The organism is Blastococcus sp. SYSU D00922, assembly GCF_054050495.1.
Window position 1 is genome coordinate 93,019 of sequence record NZ_JBJGZL010000012.1, and the last position, 19,245, is coordinate 112,263.

Consider the following 19,245-nt stretch of genomic DNA (forward strand, 5'->3'; position numbering starts at 1 on the left):
GCCACCGGCGGTCCTCCCCATGCCAAGGAGCACTGCACCCATGACCTCGACCGACGTCCGACCGGAGCTCGCCGCCGGGCTGACCTTCCCGCCCGGCTTCACCTTCGGCGCGGCGACCGCCGCGTACCAGATCGAGGGTGCGGTGGACGCCGACGGCCGCGGCCCCTCCATCTGGGACACCTTCAGCCACACGCCGGGCCGCACCTTCGAGGGGCACACCGGCGACGTGGCGGTCGAGCACTACACCCGCTATCCCGAGGACGTCGCCCTGATGGCCGAGCTGGGGTTGTCGGCCTACCGGTTCTCGGTCGCCTGGTCGCGGGTGCTGCCCGACGGCGCCGGCCGGGTCGAGCAGCGCGGGCTGGACTTCTACCGCCGCCTGGTCGACGAGCTGCTGGGCGCCGGCGTCGACCCGTGGCTGACGCTCTACCACTGGGACCTGCCGCAGGCGCTCCAGGACCGCGGGGGCTGGACCGCCCGCGACACCGCCGCCCGGTTCGCCGACTACGCGGGCATCGTCCACGACGCGCTCGGCGACCGCGTGCGGCACTGGTCGACGCTGAACGAGCCGATGTGCAGCGCCCTGCTGGGCCACATGTCGGGCCAGCACGCGCCGGGGGAGCGGAACCCCGTCGCCGCCGCCCGGGCCACCCACCACCTGCTGCTCGGCCACGGTCTCGCGACCCGGCTGCTGCGGGAGCGTGGGGCCGACCACCTCGGCGTCACCCTCAACTTCACGCCGATGACCCCGGCCACCGACCGGCCCGAGGACGTCGACGCCGCCCGCCGGCTCGACGGCCAGCAGAACCGGATGTTCCTCGCGCCGATCGTGCACGGCGCCTACCCGGCCGACGTCGTCGCCGACCTGGAGGCCGCCGGCGCGCCGCTGCCGGTCAAGGACGGCGACCTCGAGGTCATCTCCGCGCCGCTGGACTGGCTCGGCGTCAACTACTACTTCGAGTCGACGGTGCGGGTCGGCGTGCGCTCGCCGGACCGGCCGACCTCGTTCATCGGCGCCGAGGACGTCGTCGAGCTCGACCCCGAGGGGCCGACCACCACGATGGGCTGGGGGATCAGCCCGGAGGCGTTCACCCGGCTGCTGCTGTGGCTGGGGGAGGAGGCGCCCGGCCTGCCGCTGGTCGTCACCGAGAACGGCTCGGCCTGGCCCGACGAGGTCGCCGAGGACGGCGCCGTCCACGACCCGGAGCGCACGGACTACCTGGTGCGGCACCTCGCCGCGGTCACCGACGCGGTCGCGAAGGGCGCCGACGTGCGCGGCTACTTCGCCTGGTCGCTGCTGGACAACTACGAGTGGGCCCGCGGCTACGCGCAGCGCTTCGGGCTCGTGCACGTCGACTACGCGACGCAGCACCGCACCGTGAAGGACAGCGGCCGCGTGTACGGGGACATCCTCCGGCGCCACCGGCAGGCGCAGGGGGAGTAGAAGGGGGCCGGCGGCGCAGGGGGCCTCCGCCGCCGGCCCTCCCCATCAGGTGGCGGGGCTGGGGTCGCTCCGCTCGTCGGCCGGCGCGGCCTGCACGTCACGCACTTGGTACTTCTCGACCGCCTGGCGCACGACCGACCGGTCGAGCCTGCCCCAGTCGGCGAGCGAAGCCAGCGTCCGCACCACGATCGACTCGGCGTCGACGTGGAAGTGCCGGCGCAGCGCCGGGCGGGTGTCGGACAGACCGAACCCGTCCGTGCCCAGCGACTGCATGCCGTGCGGCGCGTACGGCGCGATCAGGTCGGGGACCGAGCGCATCCAGTCCGACACCGCGACGACCGGACCCTCCGCCTCCTGCAGCCGCGAGGTGACGTAGGGGACCTGCGGCTCCTCCTCCGGGTGCAGGAGGTTGTGCTCGGCCACCGCGTCGGCCTGCCGGCGCAGCTCGCCCCACGAGGTCACCGACCAGACGTCGGCCGAGACGTTCCAGTCGTTCGCGAGCAGCTCCTGCGCCCGCAGGGCCCACGGGACGGCGACGCCGGAGGCGAGGATCTGCGCCTTCTGCGCCCCGTCCAGCTGCGGGCCCTCGGCGTAGCGGTACATGCCCGCCAGCAGCCCCTGCACGTCCAGGTCCTCCGGCTCGGCCGGCTGGACGAACGGCTCGTTGTAGACCGTCAGGTAGTACATGACGTCCGGCGAGCGGTGCCCGCCCAGCGGCGAACCGGGGTCGTCGCCGTACATGCGGACCAGCGCGTCCCGGGTGATGTGGGCGACCTCGAAGGAGAACGCCGGGTCGTAGGACACCACCGCGGGGTTGGTGTGCGCGAGCAGCAGCGAGTGCCCGTCCTCGTGCTGGAGGCCCTCGCCGTTGAGCGTCGTCCGCCCGGCGGTGGCGCCCAGGATGAAGCCCCGGGTCATCTGGTCGGCGGCCGCCCAGAAGCCGTCACCGGTCCGCTGGAACCCGAACATCGAGTAGAAGATGTAGATCGGGATCATCGGCTCGCCGTGCGTGGCGTACGAGGAACCGACGGCGGTGAACGACGCCGTGGAGCCGGCCTCGTTGATGCCCTCGTGCAGGATCACGCCCTGCTCGGACTCCTTGTAGGCCAGCATCAGCTCCCGGTCGACCGAGGTGTAGCGCTGCCCGGCCGGGTTGTAGATCTTGTGGCTGGAGAACAGCGAATCCAGGCCGAAGGTGCGGGCCTCGTCCGGGATGATCGGCACGAAGCGCGGGCCGAGCTCCTTGTCCTTGAGCAGCTCCTTCAGCAGGCGGACGAACGCCATCGTCGTCGCCACCTCCTGCTTGCCCGAGCCGCGGCGCACGACCTCCAGCGCCTTGTCGTCGGGGGCCTTGAGCGTCTTGGCCTCCGACCGGCGACGGGGGACGGCCCCGCCCAGCTGCCGGCGCCGCTCGAGCATGTACTCCAGCTCGTCGGAGCCCGGCTGCGGCTTGTAGTAGGGCGGCAGGGTCTTGTCCAGCGCCGAGTCGGGGATGTCCAGGTAGAGCCGGTCGCGGAAGAGCTTGAGGTCCTCGGCGGTCAGCTTCTTCATCTGGTGCGTGGAGTTGCGGCCCTCGAAGTGGCTGCCCAGCGTCCAGCCCTTGATGGTCTTCGCGAGGATGACCGTCGGCTGGCCCTTGTGCTCCTGCGCCGCCTTGAACGCCGCGTAGACCTTGCGGTAGTCGTGCCCGCCGCGGGAGAGGTTCCAGATCTCCTTGTCGCTCATGCCCTCGACGAGCTTGCGCGTGCGCGGGTCGCGGCCGAAGAAGTGCTCGCGGACGAAGGCGCCGTCCTCGGCCTTGTAGGTCTGGTAGTCGCCGTCCGGCGTCTGGTTCATCAGGTTGACCAGGGCGCCGTCGCGGTCGGCCGACAGCAGCGAGTCCCACTCCCGGCCCCAGATCACCTTGATGACGTTCCAGCCGGCGCCGCGGAAGAACGACTCCAGCTCCTGGATCACCTTGCCGTTGCCGCGCACCGGCCCGTCGAGCCGCTGCAGGTTGCAGTTGATGACGAAGGTGAGGTTGTCCAGCTCCTCGCGCGCCGCGAGGCCGATGGCGCCCAGCGACTCGGGCTCGTCCATCTCGCCGTCGCCGAGGAAGGCCCAGACGTGCTGGTCCGAGGTGTCCTTGATGCCGCGGTCGTGCAGGTAGCGGTTGAACCGCGCCTGGTAGATCGCGTTGAGCGGGCCCAGGCCCATCGAGACGGTGGGGAACTCCCAGAAGTCCGGCATCAGCCGCGGGTGCGGGTAGGACGACAGGCCGCCGCCGGGGTGGCTGACCTCCTGGCGGAAGCCGTCGAGCTGCTGCTCGGTGAGCCGGCCCTCGAGGAAGGCGCGGGCGTAGATGCCGGGGGAGGCGTGCCCCTGGAACCAGATCTGGTCGCCGCCGCCGGGGTGGTCCTTGCCGCGGAAGAAGTGGTTGAAGCCGACCTCGTACAGGGACGCGGAGGAGGCGTAGGAGGAGATGTGGCCGCCGACGGCGATCCCGGGCCGCTGCGCGCGGTGCACCATGATCGCGGCGTTCCACCGGATGTAGGCGCGGATGCGGCGCTCGACGTGCTCGTCGCCGGGGAACCACGGCTCGCGCGCCGGCGGGATCGTGTTGATGTAGTCGGTGCTCCGCAGCGCGGGGACGCCCACCTGCTGCTCGCGGCTGCGCTCGAGCAGCCGCAGCATCACGTAGCGGGCTCGTTCACGGCCGGCGTTGTCGACGACGGCGTCGAGGGAGTCCAGCCACTCCTGGGTCTCGTCGGGATCGGTGTCGGGGAGTTGGCTCGGCAGCCCGTCGGTGATGACCGCGCGGGGCGTGCCGGCGTCGCGGGCGGGGTCGCCGTCCGACTGCTGCGGTGCGCTCATGTGTCCATCGTCTCGCGTCGGGCCCATGATCGTCACGCCTACCCGCGGGTTGTGTGCCGAGTCGCGCTCGCGCGGGGAGGGTCCGACCGTCGCGCGCGGCTTGCGTCAGGGCCGCCATGCCCTACGCTTCCGCCAGCGGTGGCTCGCTGGAGCGGCTCCGCACAGCGTGACCGGACGTCCCGGCCACGGGGACGTCGGGGAACGAGAGGGGTGACATGACCAGGCTGCGGGGAAGCCGCCCGCCGGTCGTGTCCGTCGCGCGTGCCCTGCGCGCCGACGCAGCCCGCGGCGCCTCCGGTCTCCCGGACGACGCGGACCGGTGACCGTGTCGCGTCCGCGCGCGTTCGGCGCCCCGACAGGGCACCATCCACCCCACCACCGGTCAGCAGCAGGCCACTCCATGGAGGATCAGCAGGGATGAGCGTCGACAGCACCGGCATGGCGGCCCGGCTGGGCATCAAGCCGGGCATGGTCGTGCAGGAGCTCGGTTGGGACGAGGACGCCGACGAGGACCTGCGCGACGCCATCATCGAGGTGTCGGGCGGCGAGATGGTCGACGAGGACACCGACGAGGTGGCCGACGTCGTGATCCTCTGGTGGCGCGAGGACGACGGTGACCTCTTCGACGCGCTGACCGACGCCATCACGTCCCTGGCCGACGACGGCGTGGTGTGGCTGCTGGTCCCGAAGTCGGGCCGCCCGGGCCACGTCGAGCCGGGCGACGTCACCGAGGTCGCCCCCACCGCGGGCCTGTCGCAGACCAGCAGCATCTCGGCGGCCAAGGACTGGTCGGGCATCCGGCTGGTCACCCCGAAGGCGGCCCGCTCCCGCCGCTGATCGCGACCCTCGCGCAGCGCTCGCGTCCACGTCAGGCACGATCGGGCCATGAGCCTCTCCGTCGGTGACGTCGCGCCCGAGTTCAGCCTCCCCGACCAGGACAAGCAGGTCGTGTCCCTCGCCGACCTGCGCGGGACGCCCGTCCTCGTCGTCTTCTACCCCTTCGCGTTCTCCGGTCTGTGCACCGGCGAGCTCTGCCAGCTGCGCGACGAGCTCGCGGTCTACACCGACGCCGGTGTGCGGGTCCTCGCCGTCAGCACCGACCCGGTCTTCAGCCTCAAGGCCTTCCGCGAGAAGGAGGGCTTCGACTTCCCGCTGCTGTCGGACTTCTGGCCGCACGGCGCCACCGCCCAGGCCTACGGTGCGTTCAACGACAAGGCCGGCATGGCCCTGCGGGCCACCTTCCTGGTCGACGCCGACGGGAAGATCGCCTTCGCCGAGGTCAATTCGCCCGGTGACGTCCGCGAGCAGTCCGGCTGGAAGGACGCCGTCGGCAAGCTCGCCGCATGACCTGCCGCCCCGGACACCTAGTCTGGGGCGTGCGGGGCGCGTAGCTCAGCGGGAGAGCTCTCGCCTTACAAGCGAGCGGTCGCAGGTTCGATCCCTGCCGCGCCCACTCCGTGCAGTCCCGCCGTCCTGCGTCTGTCGCGCAGGTCGTCACTCGCGGACGACCCAGACCTCCGCCGGGCCCTGCGCGGTCTCCTGGACCTGGCGGGGCTCGAAGCGCTGGTAGACGCCGAACCACCGGGGCCCGTCGTAGACGAGCACGGAGGAGGCGAGCTGCTCGGCGGGCACCTCGTCCACCTCACCGTGACGAGGGCCGCCCCAGTGCGAGATCAGTGCCATGCCTCCACGGTAGTCCCGCCGCGGGGACGGCCGGCGGGCGCGGTCAGGCGGCGGTCCCGTGCGCCGCGACCGGGTCGGCGGGCGAGGGCTGGGCGGGCTTCGGGAAGGCGGGGCGGAGGAACAGCGGGGCCTTGAACGGCTTCCAGGCGCCCTCGCGCTGCGCCAGCCGGTCGGTGACCGCCCACAGCGAGGCCGGGTGGTGCCCGAGGCCCAGGTGGCTGGCCATCACGGCGATGTTCTCGCAGCGCTCGCCGGGGGTGTCCAGGCACGTGCTCCAGTGCACGATGCCGTCGTAGTGGGAGTAGATCGACGTCGCCGGCACGGTCAGCGGGGTGTTCTCCGACTCGAGCGGCAGCGTGCGGTGCTCGACGTGCAGGTGCGAGAAGCGGTCGAAGACCTTCGTCGCCCGGCTCTGGCTGTGGCGCGCGAGCCGGAACGGGCTGCCGAGGGTGATCACCTGGCGTACCGACTCGGGGGAGCGGCGGGCCAGGTCGCGGGCGAAGATGCCGCCGAGGCTCCAGCCGATCAGGGAGACCGGCCGCTGGTGCTTGTCGGCCAGGTGGTCGAGCAGGTCGCGGGTGCCCTTCACGCAGGCCGCCGTCGGGCCGATGTTGCGGCCCAGACCCCAGCCGTGCGCGTCGTAGCCCAGCCGGCGAAGCACCGCCCGCAGGGCGCGGGTGGAGATGTCGTCGGCAAGCAGCCCGGGCAGCACCAGCACGGGGTGGCCGTCCCCGCGGGGGAGGCGTGACATCAGCGGCTTGGCGGCGAGGTAGAGGCCGTAGTCGCCCACCGCGCGCCCCGGTTCCGTGAGGTACAGCGGGAGTGCGGGCCCGTCGTCCTGCCGTGCTGCCACTTCGTCCTCCTGCTGCCGACCACCGTTGGTACCGACGTGTACCAATGTGGGACCTGGCTCACACGTCGTCCACCACATGCGCAGGCATATGTTGCCCAAATGTGTCCTGGGTCATATGAGCCGTTTACGTTCCGCGGGTATCGGAGGCCTGGTGTGACCGTTCGGTTCACGGCAGATGACGTGCACCTGGCCCCGCCCGAGCGGGTCGCGGGTGCCCGGGTGAGGATGCTCGGGTGACCGAGCGGCGGGGCAGATACGGGGAGAGCCGGACGGTGGACCTGGGCGGTCCCGTCCACTACGTGGACTTCGGCGGTCCGGACGACGCCCCGACCGTGGTGCTGGTGCACGGGCTCGGCGGCTCGCACCTCAACTGGGACCTGTTCGCACCGCTCATCCGCGACCACGCCCGCGTGCTCGCCCTGGACCTCCCCGGGTTCGGGCGCAGCGAGCCCGGCGGTCGCCGGACGACGGTCCAAGAGAACGTGAAGGTGCTCGACCGCTTCCTCACCGAGGTGGCCGGCACTCCGGCCGTCCTCGTCGGGAACTCGATGGGCGGGATGATCTCGATCCTCCAGACCGCTTCCTCGCCCCGCACCGTCAACGGGCTGGTCCTGCTCGACGCCGCCGTCCCGGGCCCGCGCCGCGCGCTCGACCCGGTCGTCGCCGTCATGTTCGCCGTCTACGCGATCCCGCTCGTGGGCGAGCGGTTCCTGGCCCTGCGCCGCAGGCGGTCGACGCCGCTGCGACAGGTCCGGGACATGCTGCGGCTGTGCGGGGTGGACCCCGACGCCCTGCCGGCCGAGACGATCGACCGCTCGCTGGAGCTCATCGATCGGCGCGAGGACGTGCCGGCGATGGACAAGGCGTTCCTCTCGGCCGCCCGGTCGCTGCTGCGCCTCCTGGTCGACCCGCGCAGCTACCGCCAGGCCATGGCCTCCATCCGCGTGCCGGTGCTGCTCGTGCAGGGCGACGAGGACCGGCTGGTCCCCGTCGCCGCCGCCCGCGACATCGCCCGGCGCCTCCCCGCCTGGCGGTACCTGGAGCTGCCGGGCGTCGGACACGTCCCGCAGCTGCAGGTGCCCGAGCAGCTGGCCGGCGCGTTCCTCGCCTGGCTCGAGGAGACGGCCGGGGACCGCGCGGCCGTCTGATCAGCTCGGGTCGCGCAGGGTGTCCCGGAGGGCCTCCAGGCCGGTGTAGCGGGGGCGCCAGCCGAGCTGCTCGTGCGCCTTCGTGGTGTCCATGATCGCCGGTCGGCTGGCGGCCTCCACCCACTCGGCCACCGGCGGCAGGAAGGGCAGCCGGGAGAACGCGCGGGCGGCGGCCTGCGCGGGCTGGGGCGGCACCGCGATGGGGAGCGCGCCGAACTCGCGGGCGACGTCGGCCGCGGTCAGCACGCCGTCCCCGGCGATGTTGTAGGCGCCGGGCGGACCGGCGCCGACGATGCACTGCACCAGCGCCCGGCCGACGTCCTCCTCGTGGATGAACTGCAACGGCAGCGCCGGCACGAACACCGGCACGGGCACCGGCAGCCGGCGGGGACGGGCGAACAGCCGTCGGCCGAGGGGCGCCAGCGGCCCGGGCAGGACGTCCTTGCCGCCGACGACGTTGGGGCCGAGGACGACGGGCGGCCGAAGGAGGAACAGCGCGAGCTCCGGGTGCTGCGCCGCCTCCTGCTCCAGCAGCTCCTCGAGCTCGGCCTTCTCCTGGGCGTAGAACAGCCGGGCGGCCGGCCGCGTCGGCCAGTCCTCGGCGATCGTGTCCGGGTTGTCGGGGTGGAAGCCGTACGCCGCCACGGACGAGGCGTAGACGAACCGCCGGGCGCCTGCGGCGGCCGCCGCGCGGAACACGTTGAGCGTGCCGTCGACGTTGATCGAGCGGGTCGTTTCCCGGGAGGCGTTCCCGGTGATCAGGAAGGCCAGGTGCACGACCACGTCGGCGCCGTCGAAGGCGGCCCGCAGCGCCTCGGTGTCGCGCACGTCGCCCTGCCGGTACTCCATCTTCGTCCAGCCGCGCTCGGCCGGGTCGAAGGGGCGCCGGGCGATGCCGATGACCCGGGTGACCCGGTCGTCGTCCTGGAGCAGCGGCACCAGGCCCGAGCCGAACGTGCCGGTCGGGCCGGTGACGGCGACGGTGAGACCGCGCTCGCTGCCGCCGCCCGGCTCCTCCACCCCGCGCGGCCCCTCGCCGAGGGCGCCTGCTCCGCGGCGCCGGCCAGGGCTCACCGGGCGGCTGCCGCGGTGGTCTTCTTCGCCGGCCGGGACGCCTTGGCGGGCGCCTTCTTGGCCGCAGCCTTGGCGGGAGCCTTCGCGGGCGCCTTGGCCGGAGCCTTCGCCGGGGCCTCGGCCGGCGGTTCGGCCACCGCGTCGGCGGCCGCCTCGGCCTGGACCTCCTGCTCGGTCTTCTTCTTCGCCAGCGCCAGCAGCTGCTCGATGCCGCGCCGGATGCCACCGGAGAGGACGTCGACGTCCGGGTAGCCGTCGAAGTCGGCGTTGATGCCGAACGTCATCGTGTTCAGGTACGAGAAGATGCCGATCGAGCAGCGGGTTCCGCCGGCGATGGGCACGTAGGCGGTGGCGCTCGTCATCCGCTTCCCCAGCACGTACAGCGGCACCCGTGGGCCGGGCACGTTGGTGGTCACCGCCTGGCACCACATCTGCCCGGCCTGCAGCGTGGCCCTGACGCCCAGCGACAGCAGCGTCGGCGCGATGAAGTTGCCCATCGAGATGATCGAGTTGGCGTCGACCGCCTGCATGGCGCGCTTGTACTCGTCCATCTGCCCGCGGATCGACGTCAGCCGGTCGATCGGGTCCTTGAGCCCGACCGGCAGGTCGACGAACACCGCGGACACCTGGTTGTTCAGGCTGCCCTTCTGGTCCTCGCGGCGGACCGAGACCGGCACCATGGAACGGACGACGAGCTTCTCCGACGACAGCTCGCCGCGGCCCTGCAGCAGGTCGCGGAACCCGCCGGTGATCGCGGTGAGGACGACGTCGTTCACGGTGCCGCCGAACGCCGTCCGGACCGCCTTGAACTCCTCGAACTTGCCCTCGGTCCACGCCCAGCGGCGGTGCGGGCCGATCGGGCCGTTGAGCGAGCGGGCGGTCGGGGTGACCGCCTGCTTGGCGAGCGAGGGCACGGTCTTCGCGAGCGTGCGGCCGGAGTCGGCCAGGCTCTTCACCGCCCGGACCGGGCTGCCGATGGTCGGCGCGTTGGACAGCTGCTGCAGCGGGCTGGTCAGGCTGTCGCTGACCGAGCTCGCCATGACCTCGAGGCTGGACGGGCTGCGCCGCGGCGTCCAGTCCTTGACGGCCTCGTGCGTGGCGTCGGGGTCCAGGTCGAACATCAGCTGCATCAGGTCGGTGCCGGCGACGCCGTCGACCATGCAGTGGTGGACCTTCGAGATGAGGGCCCACCGGTCGTCGGCCAGGCCCTCGACCAGCCACAGCTCCCACAACGGCTTGGCCATGTCGAGGCGCTGCCCGAGCACCCGGCCGGCCAGGTTGCGCAGCTGCTCGTCGCTGCCCGGACGCGGCGTCGCGGTGTGCCGGACGTGGTACAGGATCTGGAAGTGCGGGTCGTCGACCCACAGGGGACGGCCGAGCTGCATCGGTACCGGGCGGACGCGCTGCCGGTACCGCGGCACCTTGGGCAGCTTGCCCAGGATCAGGCGCACGACGTCGCCGTAGGTAGGGGCCGGCCCCTCGAAGACGGCGACCGACCCCACGTGCATCGGGGTGTTCTCGCTCTCCGCGTAGAAGAAGCCCGCATCGAGGGCGCTCATCCGGTCCACGTTCTGCTCCTCGCCGCCCCTGTCCTCTGCTCGGACCGGGGCCTGTCCACGTCGTCGGGGGCCGCTGAAGTTAGGCGTGTCGTGCCGTCACTGCAACACGGTCGCGGTGACGCCCACCACACTCTCGCGTTGCCCGGCGGACCGCACGGTCAACCGGCTTTTCGGTCTCCGGTCGCCACGCGGTCCAGCAGGCCGTTCAACGCGTCGTCGACGATCTGGGTACGGGTCAGGTTCACGCTGTGTCCGGCACCACTGACGGTCACCAGCTCCGCGTCCTCGCCGATCGCCTCCGCCATGCGCCGCCCGTGCTCGTACGGCGTGAGCCGGTCGTGGGTGGCCGCGACGACCGTGACCGGCACGCGGCGGAGCACCGCCAGCGACGCCGTCTCCTCGTGGTCGAGGAACGTCGCGTAGAACGCCATGACGACGGGGTACGGCGTCTCCTCGAGCAGCTGCTGGACCAGCCGCACGCTGGCCGGGTCGGCGTCGTCCCGGCCGAAGAGCAGGCGCCGCGTGAACCACCGGCCGAAGGCGCTGCCGCGCCGGCGGAACCGCTCGAGCACCGGGGCCACCAGCTGGAGAACCCGCAGGTAGACCGGCAGCAGGTGCAGCCAGCGGATGACCTTGACCGCCCAGCCGAGCAGCCCGGTCTCCACCAGCCCGCCGGCCGACGTGGCGAGCAGGAAGACCCCGACGACCCGGTCGCCGAACAGCTCGGGCCGCTGCCGCGCCAGCGCCATGATGCTCATGCCGCCCATGGAGTGCCCGGCCAGCACCACCGGCCCCGAGGGGGCGACGGCGTCGAGCACCTGACCCAGGTCGCGGCCGGTGCGGTCGATGGTCGCGTCGGGCAGCGGCGTGACCGCCGACCGGCCGTGGCCGCGCTGGTCGAACAGCACCAGCCGCGCCCGGTCGCGGATCGCCGCCCGCTGCAGCTCCCACTCGGCCAGGCGGGCGGTGAACCCGTGCGCGAAGACCACGGTGAGCGGCGCGTCCGGAGGGCCGTCGACCTCGACGTGGAGGCGCACGCCGTCGTCGGTGGTCACGGTGCGGGAACCCGGCGGGGGCGGGCCGGTCAGGGGAGGGAGGGGCAGCGGCTCCAGCGGCATCCCGCCATCCCAGGGTGCCGCTCCACGGCTCGCAACCTCAGGGGCCGCCGCGCCGTCCCGGGGCGTTCTCCCTGACCAGGCGCCTGGCGGTGTCGACCTCGCGCGCCACGGGGCTCAGCACGCCGTCGGCGTGGATCTCCGCGTCGTCGGGCGCGCGGTGGGCCTTCACGTCCTCCTCGAGCTGCCGGATGGCCTTGCGCAGCACCGCCACCTGGGCGAGGTCGGGGGCCGGCTCGCCCATCCGCTGCGCGATGACCGCCTCGGTCACGGCGTCCGACGTCCGCTCCAGCTGCACGATGACCGGCCACCAGGCGGCGGCCCGGTTGCTGATCGGCGGGGGCTCGGCCAGCCGGCGCTGCAGCTGGGTCTGCAGCTCGGTCAGCGCCCGGTAGTTCCGGCGCCGGGCGCGGCGCCGTTCCGCGGGGCTGCCGGTGAAGGCGGCGTCCACGAACGCGTCGAGGGCCAGCGCCGCCGCCCGCAGCGCCTCGTCGAGCGGCGCCCGCCAAGTTTGCGGCCACAGGAGGTAGCCGAACACCAGCACGATGGCGCACCCGATGAGGGTGTCGACCAGCCGCGCGCCCACCAGCCCCGGACCGCTGGGCAGGGCGAGGTCCAGGAGCAGGATGATCACCGGGGTCTGGAAGACCGAGAACAGCCCGAAGTTGGCGTTGCGGGCCCAGGGCAGCAGCGCCGCGAAGGCGGCCATCGCGACGAGGACCCAGGCGTCGCGCGGCAGCACCGCCAGCAGGGCCGAGCCGATGAGGACGCCGAGCAGGGTGCCCGCCCCGCGCTGGACGGCGCGGGTGAAGACCGACCCGAAGTCCGGCTTCAGGACGATGGCCACGGTGAGCAGCACCCAGTAGGGCCGCTCGATGGGCAGGTACTGCCGCGCGATCTCGGCCACGGTCATGCACAGCGCCAGCCGGACGGCGAAGCTGCGGCTCTCGGTGCTGGCCAGGGTGCGGTCGGCCAGCTCGCGCAGGCGGGTGCGCAGGTCGACCTCGGCCCGCTGGGCGGCCGCGCTCGCTCGCTCCTCGGGGTCCCCGACGACGTTCCAGACCAGGCGCACGCCGTGCCGCACCGCGCGCCTCGCCGGGGGTGCGTCGTCGACGGGCGGCGGGCGCTCCTCGGCCAGGTCGTCGTCGGACTCCAGGGCGGCGGCGAGCGCCCGGACGGCGTCCACGTCCTCGGGGTCGGCGGGCACGCCGGCGCGGGCCGCCGCCACGGTCCCCTCGACCAGCGGGGCGGCGGAGTTGAGGACGCCCGCCAGCTCGGACAGCTCCTTGATCCGCCCCGCGGAGTGGCTGCGGCTGCGGATGACCCGGTCGTAGGCGGCGTTCAGCGCGGTGGTCATGCCCCGGCGGGCCTCGTCCGACCGGTCGCTGCCGCTGGCCTCGAGCAGGTCGGCGATGCTGCGGAACACCGCGGCCACCGAGGTGCGGTCGGGGTCGAGCGGCTCGGTGCGGGCCTGGACGAGCGTGGTCAGCGTGGCCCAGGCGCCCCCGGCGAAGAAGAAGCCGATCTCGGCCGGGAGGGGCAGCGGCGTCACCAGCCCCGACGAGAGCGCGGTGTAGATCAGCAGCTGCAGGGAGCCCAGCGACATGGCGGCGTTCACGGAGCTGATGAGGGCCGCCACGGCAGACAGGGCGGCGATGACGACCACCGGGACCCAGCCGCCCCCGGTGGCGTACTGGCCGACGACCAGCCCCACGGCGCCGAAGCCGATGGCGGCGGCGATGCGCCGCAACCGGTCCCGCAGCGGCCCCGACTGCGGCGCGAGCGTGGCCGCCAGCGCGCCGGTGGTCGCGAAGACGCCGGCACCGAGCGCTGGACCGGGCTCCACCCCGCCGGCGACCAGGAGGGCGACGGCCAGCGGCATCGGGATGGTGACGGCGAAGCGGACGACGTCGCGCCAGGGGACCGGCGGTGGCGTGGTGCGCACCAGCTCCTCGAGCCAGGCGGGTGCCCGGAGCCCGCGCTCCCGGGGCCCGCGGTCCGTCACGCGGAGAGCTTGTCATCGACGGCGTCGCGGTCGTGGGACCGGTCGCCAGCTACGGTCCGAGCCGTGCCAGTGCCCCTCCGCGAGGTCATCGCCGCGCTCGACGCCCGCTACGACCGCGGACTGGCCGAGAGCTGGGACGCGGTCGGGCTGGTCTGCGGGGATCCCGACGAGCCGGTGGGCCGCGTGCTGTTCGCCGTCGACCCGACGAGCGCCGTCGTCGACGAGGTGCTGGACAGCGGGACCGACCTGCTCGTGACCCACCACCCCCTGCTGCTCACGCCGGTCCACGGCGTGCCGGCCGACGACCCGAAGGGCCGCCTGGTGCACCGGCTGGTCCGTGCCGGGGCGGCGCTGTTCGTCGCGCACACCAACGCCGACCGGGCTCCGGGCAGCGGCGTCAACGCCGCACTGGCCGACGTCCTCGGGCTGGTCGGGGCGGTGCCGTTGGAACCGGCCGGGGACGACCCGGCGGCCGGCCTCGGCCGGGTCGGCGACCTGCCCGAGGCGACGACGTTGGCCGGCTTCGCCGAGCGGGTGGCGGCCGTCCTGCCGGAGACCGTCGGCGGCGTGCGGGCGGCGGGGGAGCCGCACCGCGTGGTGCGCCGGGTCGCCGTGTGCGGGGGCAGCGGTGGGTCGCTGCTCGGCGCGGCGACCGCCGCCGGCGCGGACGTGTTCCTCACCAGCGACCTCAAGCACCACCCGGTCTCGGACGCGGGCGAGGTCGACGGCCCGGCGCTGTGCGACGTCGCGCACTACGCCTCCGAGTGGCCGTGGCTGCCGGTCGCCGCGGCGCGGCTCGCCGACGACCTCGGCGGGCGGGTCGAGGTGGCGGTCTCCCGGCGCCGGACCGATCCGTGGACGCACCACGTCGGGCAGGGCAGGGGAGCCTGAGCGTGCCGGGCGCACCGGTACGTTGGCGACGTGAAGGCCGACCACTTCGAGCAGCAGAAGCTGCTGGACCTCGCCGCTGAAGACGTCGTGCTGACCCAGCTGGCGCACCGGCAGCGCACGCTGCCGGAGGTCGCCGCCGTCCAGGCCGCGGAGGAGGCGGAGCGGACGCTGACCGCCGACGTCGTCCGCGCCGAGACCGAGGTGAAGGACCTCGGCCGCGAGGTCAAGCGCCTGGAGTCCGACGTCGAGACGGTGCGGGCGCGCGAGGCCAAGGACCAGCGCCTCCTGGAGTCGGGCAGCGTCTCGCCCAAGGAGATGACCAACCTCCAGCACGAGCTCGACTCGCTCAAGCGCCGCCAGTCCGACCTGGAGGACCAGGAGCTCGAGCTCATGCAGCGGCTCGAGGACGCCGAGGCCACGCTCACCGCGGCCCAGCAGGGGCTCGAGCAGGCGCGGGCCGACCGCGAGCGGGCGGAGCAGGCGCGCGACGACGCGCTGGCCGACATCGCCGACGGCACGAAGCAGCACGAGGCCGCTCGCGCCGAGGTCGCGAAGGGCATCTCGGCGCCGCTGCTGTCGCTCTACGACCGGATCCGCACGCAGACCGGGAGCACCGGTGCGGCGATGCTGCGGGCGCGGGCGTGCCAGGGCTGCCGGCTGGAGCTGTACGGCAACGAGCTCGCGGCGGTGCGCAACGCCGACCCGCACGAGGTCGTGCGCTGCGAGAACTGCGGCCGGATCCTGGTGCGCACGGCCGAGTCCGGGCTGTGAGCAGGCGGCTCATCGTCGAGGCGGACGGCGGCTCCCGGGGCAACCCCGGCCCGGCCGGCTACGGCGCGCTCGTGCGGGACGCCGACACCGGGCGGGTGCTCGCCGAGCGGGCGGCCTCGGTCGGCCGCGCGACCAACAACGTCGCCGAGTACGGCGGCCTCGTCGCTGGGTTGCAGGCCGCCCTGGACCTCGACCCCACCGCCAGCGTCGAGGTCCGCATGGACTCCAAGCTGGTCGTCGAGCAGATGTCGGGCCGCTGGAAGGTCAAGCACCCCGACATGCAGCAGCTGGCCCTTCAGGCGCAGCGCCTGGCCCGCCAGCTCGCCGACGTCCGCTACACCTGGGTGCCCCGTGCGCAGAACGGTGCCGCCGACGCCCTGGCCAACAGCGCGATGGACGGCAAGCCGGTGCACCGCGACCCCGCCGCCGAGGCCGTCGTCGTCGAGGACGACGTCCAGCCGACCGCCGAACCGGCGCCGGTCGTCACCACGGTGACCCACCTGCTCCGGCACGGGCAGACCGAGCACACCCCGGAGCGGCGCTTCAGCGGGCGCAACGACCTGCCGCTGTCGCGCACCGGGCGGGCCGAGGCGGAGGCCGCGGCGCACCGGGCGGAGGATCTCGGGATCGAGGTCGTCGTCGCCTCGCCGCTGCGGCGCACCCGGGAGACGGCCGAGATCGTGGCGGCTGCGCTGGGCCTGCCGGTCGCGCTCGACGACGACCTGGCCGAGCTGGACTTCGGGGAGCTCGAGGGGCTCACCTTCGACGAGGCCCGCGCCCGGCACCCGCTGGCCGCCCGGCGCTTCCTGGAGGACGTCACCGTCGCCGCGCCCAAGGGGGAGTCGGTCGCGGACGTGAGCGCCCGCGTGGCCCGCGCGCGCCGGCGGATCCTGGCCGAGCACGCGGGGCGCACGGTCCTGGTCGTCAGCCACGTGACGCCGATCAAGCTGCTCCTCGCGGCCGGCCTGGACGCCGGGGACGCGGTGGTGCACCGGGTGTTCCTGGAGGCGGCCTCGCTGTCGTCGGTCGCCTGGTCGTCGGACGGCCGTGCCTCCGTGCGGCTGGTGAACGACACCTCGCACCTGCGCTGACGTGCGCGTCCGCAGCCTCATCGCCGCGGACCTCGCCGTCCTCGACTGGCTCGACGACGGCACCCGCACCGGACTCGGCGTCGCGGTGGACGCCGGCCCAGAGCGCGCGCTCGTGCTGGCCGCGCCCGGCCAGGGTGGGCTTGCGGGCGTGCTGGCGGCCGACCTGCCGCCCTGGCGGGGTCGCACCGAGCCGTGGCTGTGGCTGGTCGAGGTGCGGGCAGGGCTGCGGGGGAGGGGGACCGGGACGGCGCTGCTCGGCGAGGCGCACCGCCGCCTCGCGGTGGCAGGGCACCGCGGCGTGGAGCTGAGCGTCGACGACCGCAACGAGGGAGCGGCCGCGCTCTACCGGCGCCTGGGCTACGGGGCGGTCGGCGTCGGGACCGAGCCCGGCGGGACGTGGACCAGGATGCGGTTGCCGCTCAGCCCGTGACGGGGGTCAGCGGCGCGCCGTGAGCGGCCAGCCACGCCACCAGCTCGTCCGCCGGCAGCGGACGGGAGTGCAGGTAGCCCTGGCTCACGTCGCAGGAGAGCGCGTCGAGGTGGCGCAGCGTGGGCTCGTCCTCGACGCCCTCAGCGACCACGCGCAGCCCCAACCGGTGGGCCAGCTCGATCGTGCTGGCGACGATGGCCTCGGTCCGCTCGTCGGTGAGCAGGTCGGCGGTGAACGAGCGGTCGAGCTTGAGCTCGGCCACCGGCAGGTCGCGCAGGTACGCCAGCGACGAGTAGCCGGTGCCGAAGTCGTCGATGCTCACCGTCGCGCCGAGCCGGGCCAGCGCGCCGACGACGGCGAGGCTCCGGTCCGGATCGGTGATGAGCACGCTCTCGGTGACCTCGAGGACCAGCGCGGCCGGGGGAAGCCCCTGCGTCGCGAGCAGCTCGGCGACCCGGCCGGGCAGGCCCACGTCGAGCAGGTTGCTGGCGGAGAGGTTGACCGACATGCGCAGGTCCAGACCCTGCCGGCGCCACTCGGCGGCCTGGGCGACGGCCTGCTCGAGGACTGTCTCGGTGAGCGCGCCCATCAGCCCGTGCACCTCGGCGAGCGGCAGGAAGTCGCCGGGGAACAGCAGCCCGCGCTCCGGGTGGGCCCAGCGCACCAGCGCCTCGACCCCGCTCACCTGGCCGGTGGCGACGTCGAGCTGGGGCTGGTGGTGCAGGACCAGCTGGCCGTCGGTGAGCGCCCGGCGGAGCTCCTCGACGAGGGCGAGGTGCCCGCGGCTGTCGGCATGGCGGTCGCCGTCGTAGAGGGCGACGCCGCTGCCGGAGCGCTTGGCGTCGTACATGGCGACGTCCGCGCGGCGGAGGAGGTGGGAGGGCCGGGCGACGTCGTCGTCGGTCGTGGTGACGCCGATGCTGGCGGACGCGTGAACGAACATGCCTTCGACGGGGAAGGGCTCGGCGAGCCGCTCGTGCAGCCGCGTGCCGAGGGCCAGCGCGGCCTCGGCGGCGGGCAGGTGCGGTTCGAGGGCGGCGACGACGGCGAACTCGTCGCCACCCAGCCGGCCGAGCAGGTCGCCGGCGCGCAGGGCGGGCTCGAGGCGGCGGGCGACCATGCAGAGGAGGTCGTCGCCGGCGGCGTGCCCCAGCGCGTCGTTGACCTCCTTGAACTTGTCGACGTCGAGCAGCGCGAGGGCGACCGGCGTCCCCTCGGCGCACAGCTCCTCGACCCGACGGAGGAGCGCCCGGCGGTTGGCGAGCCCGGTGAGCTCGTCGGTCAGGGCCTCCCGGCGGGTCACCGCCAGGGCCGCGATCTCGCGGACGTTCACCGCGAGGCGGGTCCCCGAGGCGACGGCGGCGAGCCCGGCGCACCAGGCCGCCCCGCTGCCGGCTCCGGTCAACGCCCCGGTGAGCAGCGTCGCGGTGGAGGCCACGATCACGACGTAGGCACCGATGGTGGCCGCGGTGGGGTCCGTCGGCTGGGGGGCCGCGCGACGCGACCGGAGGGTGGCCGCGACTCCGAAGCAGAGCAGCAGGGCGGTGTGCGAGACGGTGACCCACCCGGCGCCCTGGCCGCCGCCGAGCAGGGCGGCCACGGCGGCGGACATGTCGGCCACGAGGGCCCCGACCACGAGCCACGTCCGCGGGTCACGGCCCATGGCCCCCAGGAAGGGCAGCGTCAGCGCCGTCCCGGCCAGGACGAAGCAGACCGCGAACTGGCCGAACAGGGCCTGCAGCTCCCACGCCGGCAGGAGTGCGAGGGAGGGGCTGGCCGGAAGGACGAACACGTTGAGGACGGCCACCACCGCCAGCACGGCGGCCGAGCCGTTGAGCACGTCGTTCGGGTCGGCGAGGCTCGTCCCGTAGCGGTTCCAGCGGACGATTCCGCCGTACCAGAACGGGAACACCGCGACGCCGGACCAGAAGGCGGGGACCAGGGCCGCCGCACCCGTGCCGGGCACCAGTGCCAGGACCCCGGACGCGCCCATCCCCACGACGTAGACAGCGGCGCCGAGGGCCAGCCGGTTCCAGACCGCCCGCTCCGTGGGGACGCTCCGGGCCCGCCACACGAGGATCGCGAGCACCAGCACGTGCATGGCGATGATCCAGGGCAGGTCGGTCACCAGCGACGTCCCGGGGAAGAGGCCCGGGTCCACGACGCGGACCGCACCGAAGAGGCCGAAGGGCACGGCGACGAGCGCGAGGAGACCCAGCAGCCACCGCGGCGCACCGGGCAGCAGCCTGGAGCGCACACGACCGGCCACGGAGCAGGTATCGGCCGAGCCGACGGGGCGGTGAACGCGGGCGTCGACGGATCACCCCG

At 73.9% G+C, this 19,245-nt stretch carries 16 protein-coding genes and 1 tRNA gene; 9 read left to right on the plus strand and 8 right to left on the minus strand.

The genetic code is table 11. The annotated features are described in order from the left end of the window. Positions 1–40: 40 nt before the first annotated feature. Entirely contained in the window at positions 41–1,444 is a 1,404-nt protein-coding gene (locus ACI78T_RS16545; protein ID WP_456559211.1) for a GH1 family beta-glucosidase, read from the plus strand. Positions 1,445–1,489: 45 nt separating this feature from the next. Here the strand turns inward: ACI78T_RS16545 and aceE are convergent, their stop codons facing one another. Beyond that, positions 1,490–4,297 (minus strand): pyruvate dehydrogenase (acetyl-transferring), homodimeric type, encoded by a 2,808-nt coding sequence (gene aceE / locus ACI78T_RS16550; RefSeq protein ID WP_456559212.1) that lies wholly within the window; start codon positions 4,295–4,297, stop codon positions 1,490–1,492. Positions 4,298–4,714: 417 nt separating this feature from the next. Here aceE and ACI78T_RS16555 point away from each other — a divergent pair, with 417 nt between their 5' ends. The 3 genes from ACI78T_RS16555 to ACI78T_RS16565 all read left to right on the plus strand — a co-directional run bounded on the left by ACI78T_RS16555 (position 4,715) and on the right by ACI78T_RS16565 (position 5,750). Further along, on the plus strand, positions 4,715–5,134 hold the full coding sequence (locus ACI78T_RS16555) for a DUF3052 domain-containing protein (RefSeq protein WP_456559213.1): 420 nt from the start codon (positions 4,715–4,717) through the stop codon (positions 5,132–5,134). Between the two features lie 48 nt (positions 5,135–5,182). Further along, on the plus strand, positions 5,183–5,644 hold the full coding sequence (locus tag ACI78T_RS16560; protein WP_456559214.1) for a peroxiredoxin: 462 nt from the start codon (positions 5,183–5,185) through the stop codon (positions 5,642–5,644). A 34-nt stretch (positions 5,645–5,678) separates the two neighbouring features. Beyond that, a tRNA-Val gene (locus ACI78T_RS16565) sits at positions 5,679–5,750 on the plus strand. Between the two features lie 41 nt (positions 5,751–5,791). On the opposite strand, the gene ACI78T_RS16570 is transcribed toward ACI78T_RS16565, so the two are convergent. Both ACI78T_RS16570 and ACI78T_RS16575 read right to left on the minus strand, forming a co-directional pair. Continuing rightward, entirely contained in the window at positions 5,792–5,980 is a 189-nt protein-coding gene (locus ACI78T_RS16570) for a hypothetical protein (RefSeq protein WP_456559215.1), read from the minus strand. Between the two features lie 43 nt (positions 5,981–6,023). Then, positions 6,024–6,833, minus strand: a complete 810-nt coding sequence (locus ACI78T_RS16575; RefSeq protein WP_456559216.1) for an esterase/lipase family protein — start codon at positions 6,831–6,833, stop codon at positions 6,024–6,026. A gap of 233 nt (positions 6,834–7,066) precedes the next feature. On the opposite strand from ACI78T_RS16575, the gene ACI78T_RS16580 reads away from it, so the two are divergent. Then, positions 7,067–7,981, plus strand: a complete 915-nt coding sequence (locus ACI78T_RS16580; protein WP_456559217.1) for an alpha/beta fold hydrolase — start codon at positions 7,067–7,069, stop codon at positions 7,979–7,981. On the opposite strand, the gene ACI78T_RS16585 is transcribed toward ACI78T_RS16580, so the two are convergent. The 4 genes from ACI78T_RS16585 to ACI78T_RS16600 form a co-directional block, all read right to left on the minus strand. Further along, positions 7,982–9,055, minus strand: coding sequence for an NAD-dependent epimerase/dehydratase family protein (locus ACI78T_RS16585; protein WP_456559218.1), 1,074 nt, complete (start codon positions 9,053–9,055; stop codon positions 7,982–7,984). Then, positions 9,052–10,614 carry a WS/DGAT/MGAT family O-acyltransferase gene (locus tag ACI78T_RS16590; RefSeq protein WP_456559219.1) on the minus strand — a complete coding sequence of 521 codons (1,563 nt, stop codon included), beginning with the start codon at positions 10,612–10,614 and terminating at the stop codon, positions 9,052–9,054. Before ACI78T_RS16590 ends, ACI78T_RS16585 begins: the two co-directional genes overlap by 4 nt. Before the next feature lie 158 nt (positions 10,615–10,772). Next, the gene (locus tag ACI78T_RS16595) at positions 10,773–11,669 is read right to left on the minus strand and encodes an alpha/beta fold hydrolase (protein WP_456559220.1); all 897 of its coding nucleotides are present in this window, start codon (positions 11,667–11,669) and stop codon (positions 10,773–10,775) included. A gap of 100 nt (positions 11,670–11,769) precedes the next feature. After that, complete coding sequence (locus ACI78T_RS16600) at positions 11,770–13,734, minus strand: FUSC family protein (protein WP_456559221.1); 1,965 nt, start codon at positions 13,732–13,734, stop codon at positions 11,770–11,772. A gap of 63 nt (positions 13,735–13,797) precedes the next feature. Here ACI78T_RS16600 and ACI78T_RS16605 point away from each other — a divergent pair, with 63 nt between their 5' ends. Genes ACI78T_RS16605 through ACI78T_RS16620 form a run of 4 tightly spaced genes read left to right on the plus strand, consistent with a single transcriptional unit; the run spans position 13,798 to position 16,917 of the window. Beyond that, complete coding sequence (locus ACI78T_RS16605; RefSeq protein ID WP_456559222.1) at positions 13,798–14,625, plus strand: Nif3-like dinuclear metal center hexameric protein; 828 nt, start codon at positions 13,798–13,800, stop codon at positions 14,623–14,625. Positions 14,626–14,655: 30 nt separating this feature from the next. After that, positions 14,656–15,396, plus strand: coding sequence for a zinc ribbon domain-containing protein (locus ACI78T_RS16610; protein ID WP_456559223.1), 741 nt, complete (start codon positions 14,656–14,658; stop codon positions 15,394–15,396). Then, positions 15,393–16,487 (plus strand): bifunctional RNase H/acid phosphatase, encoded by a 1,095-nt coding sequence (locus tag ACI78T_RS16615; RefSeq protein WP_456559224.1) that lies wholly within the window; start codon positions 15,393–15,395, stop codon positions 16,485–16,487. The genes ACI78T_RS16610 and ACI78T_RS16615 overlap by 4 nt, the downstream gene beginning before the upstream one ends. Before the next feature lies 1 nt (position 16,488). Beyond that, a complete protein-coding gene (locus ACI78T_RS16620; RefSeq protein ID WP_456559225.1) occupies positions 16,489–16,917 on the plus strand; it encodes a GNAT family N-acetyltransferase in 429 nt (142 codons plus the stop codon). Here ACI78T_RS16620 and ACI78T_RS16625 read toward each other — a convergent pair. Next, positions 16,907–19,186, minus strand: coding sequence for a putative bifunctional diguanylate cyclase/phosphodiesterase (locus ACI78T_RS16625; protein ID WP_456559226.1), 2,280 nt, complete (start codon positions 19,184–19,186; stop codon positions 16,907–16,909). The two genes, ACI78T_RS16620 and ACI78T_RS16625, sit on opposite strands and share 11 nt — an antisense overlap. Between the last annotated feature and the right edge of the window lie 59 nt (positions 19,187–19,245).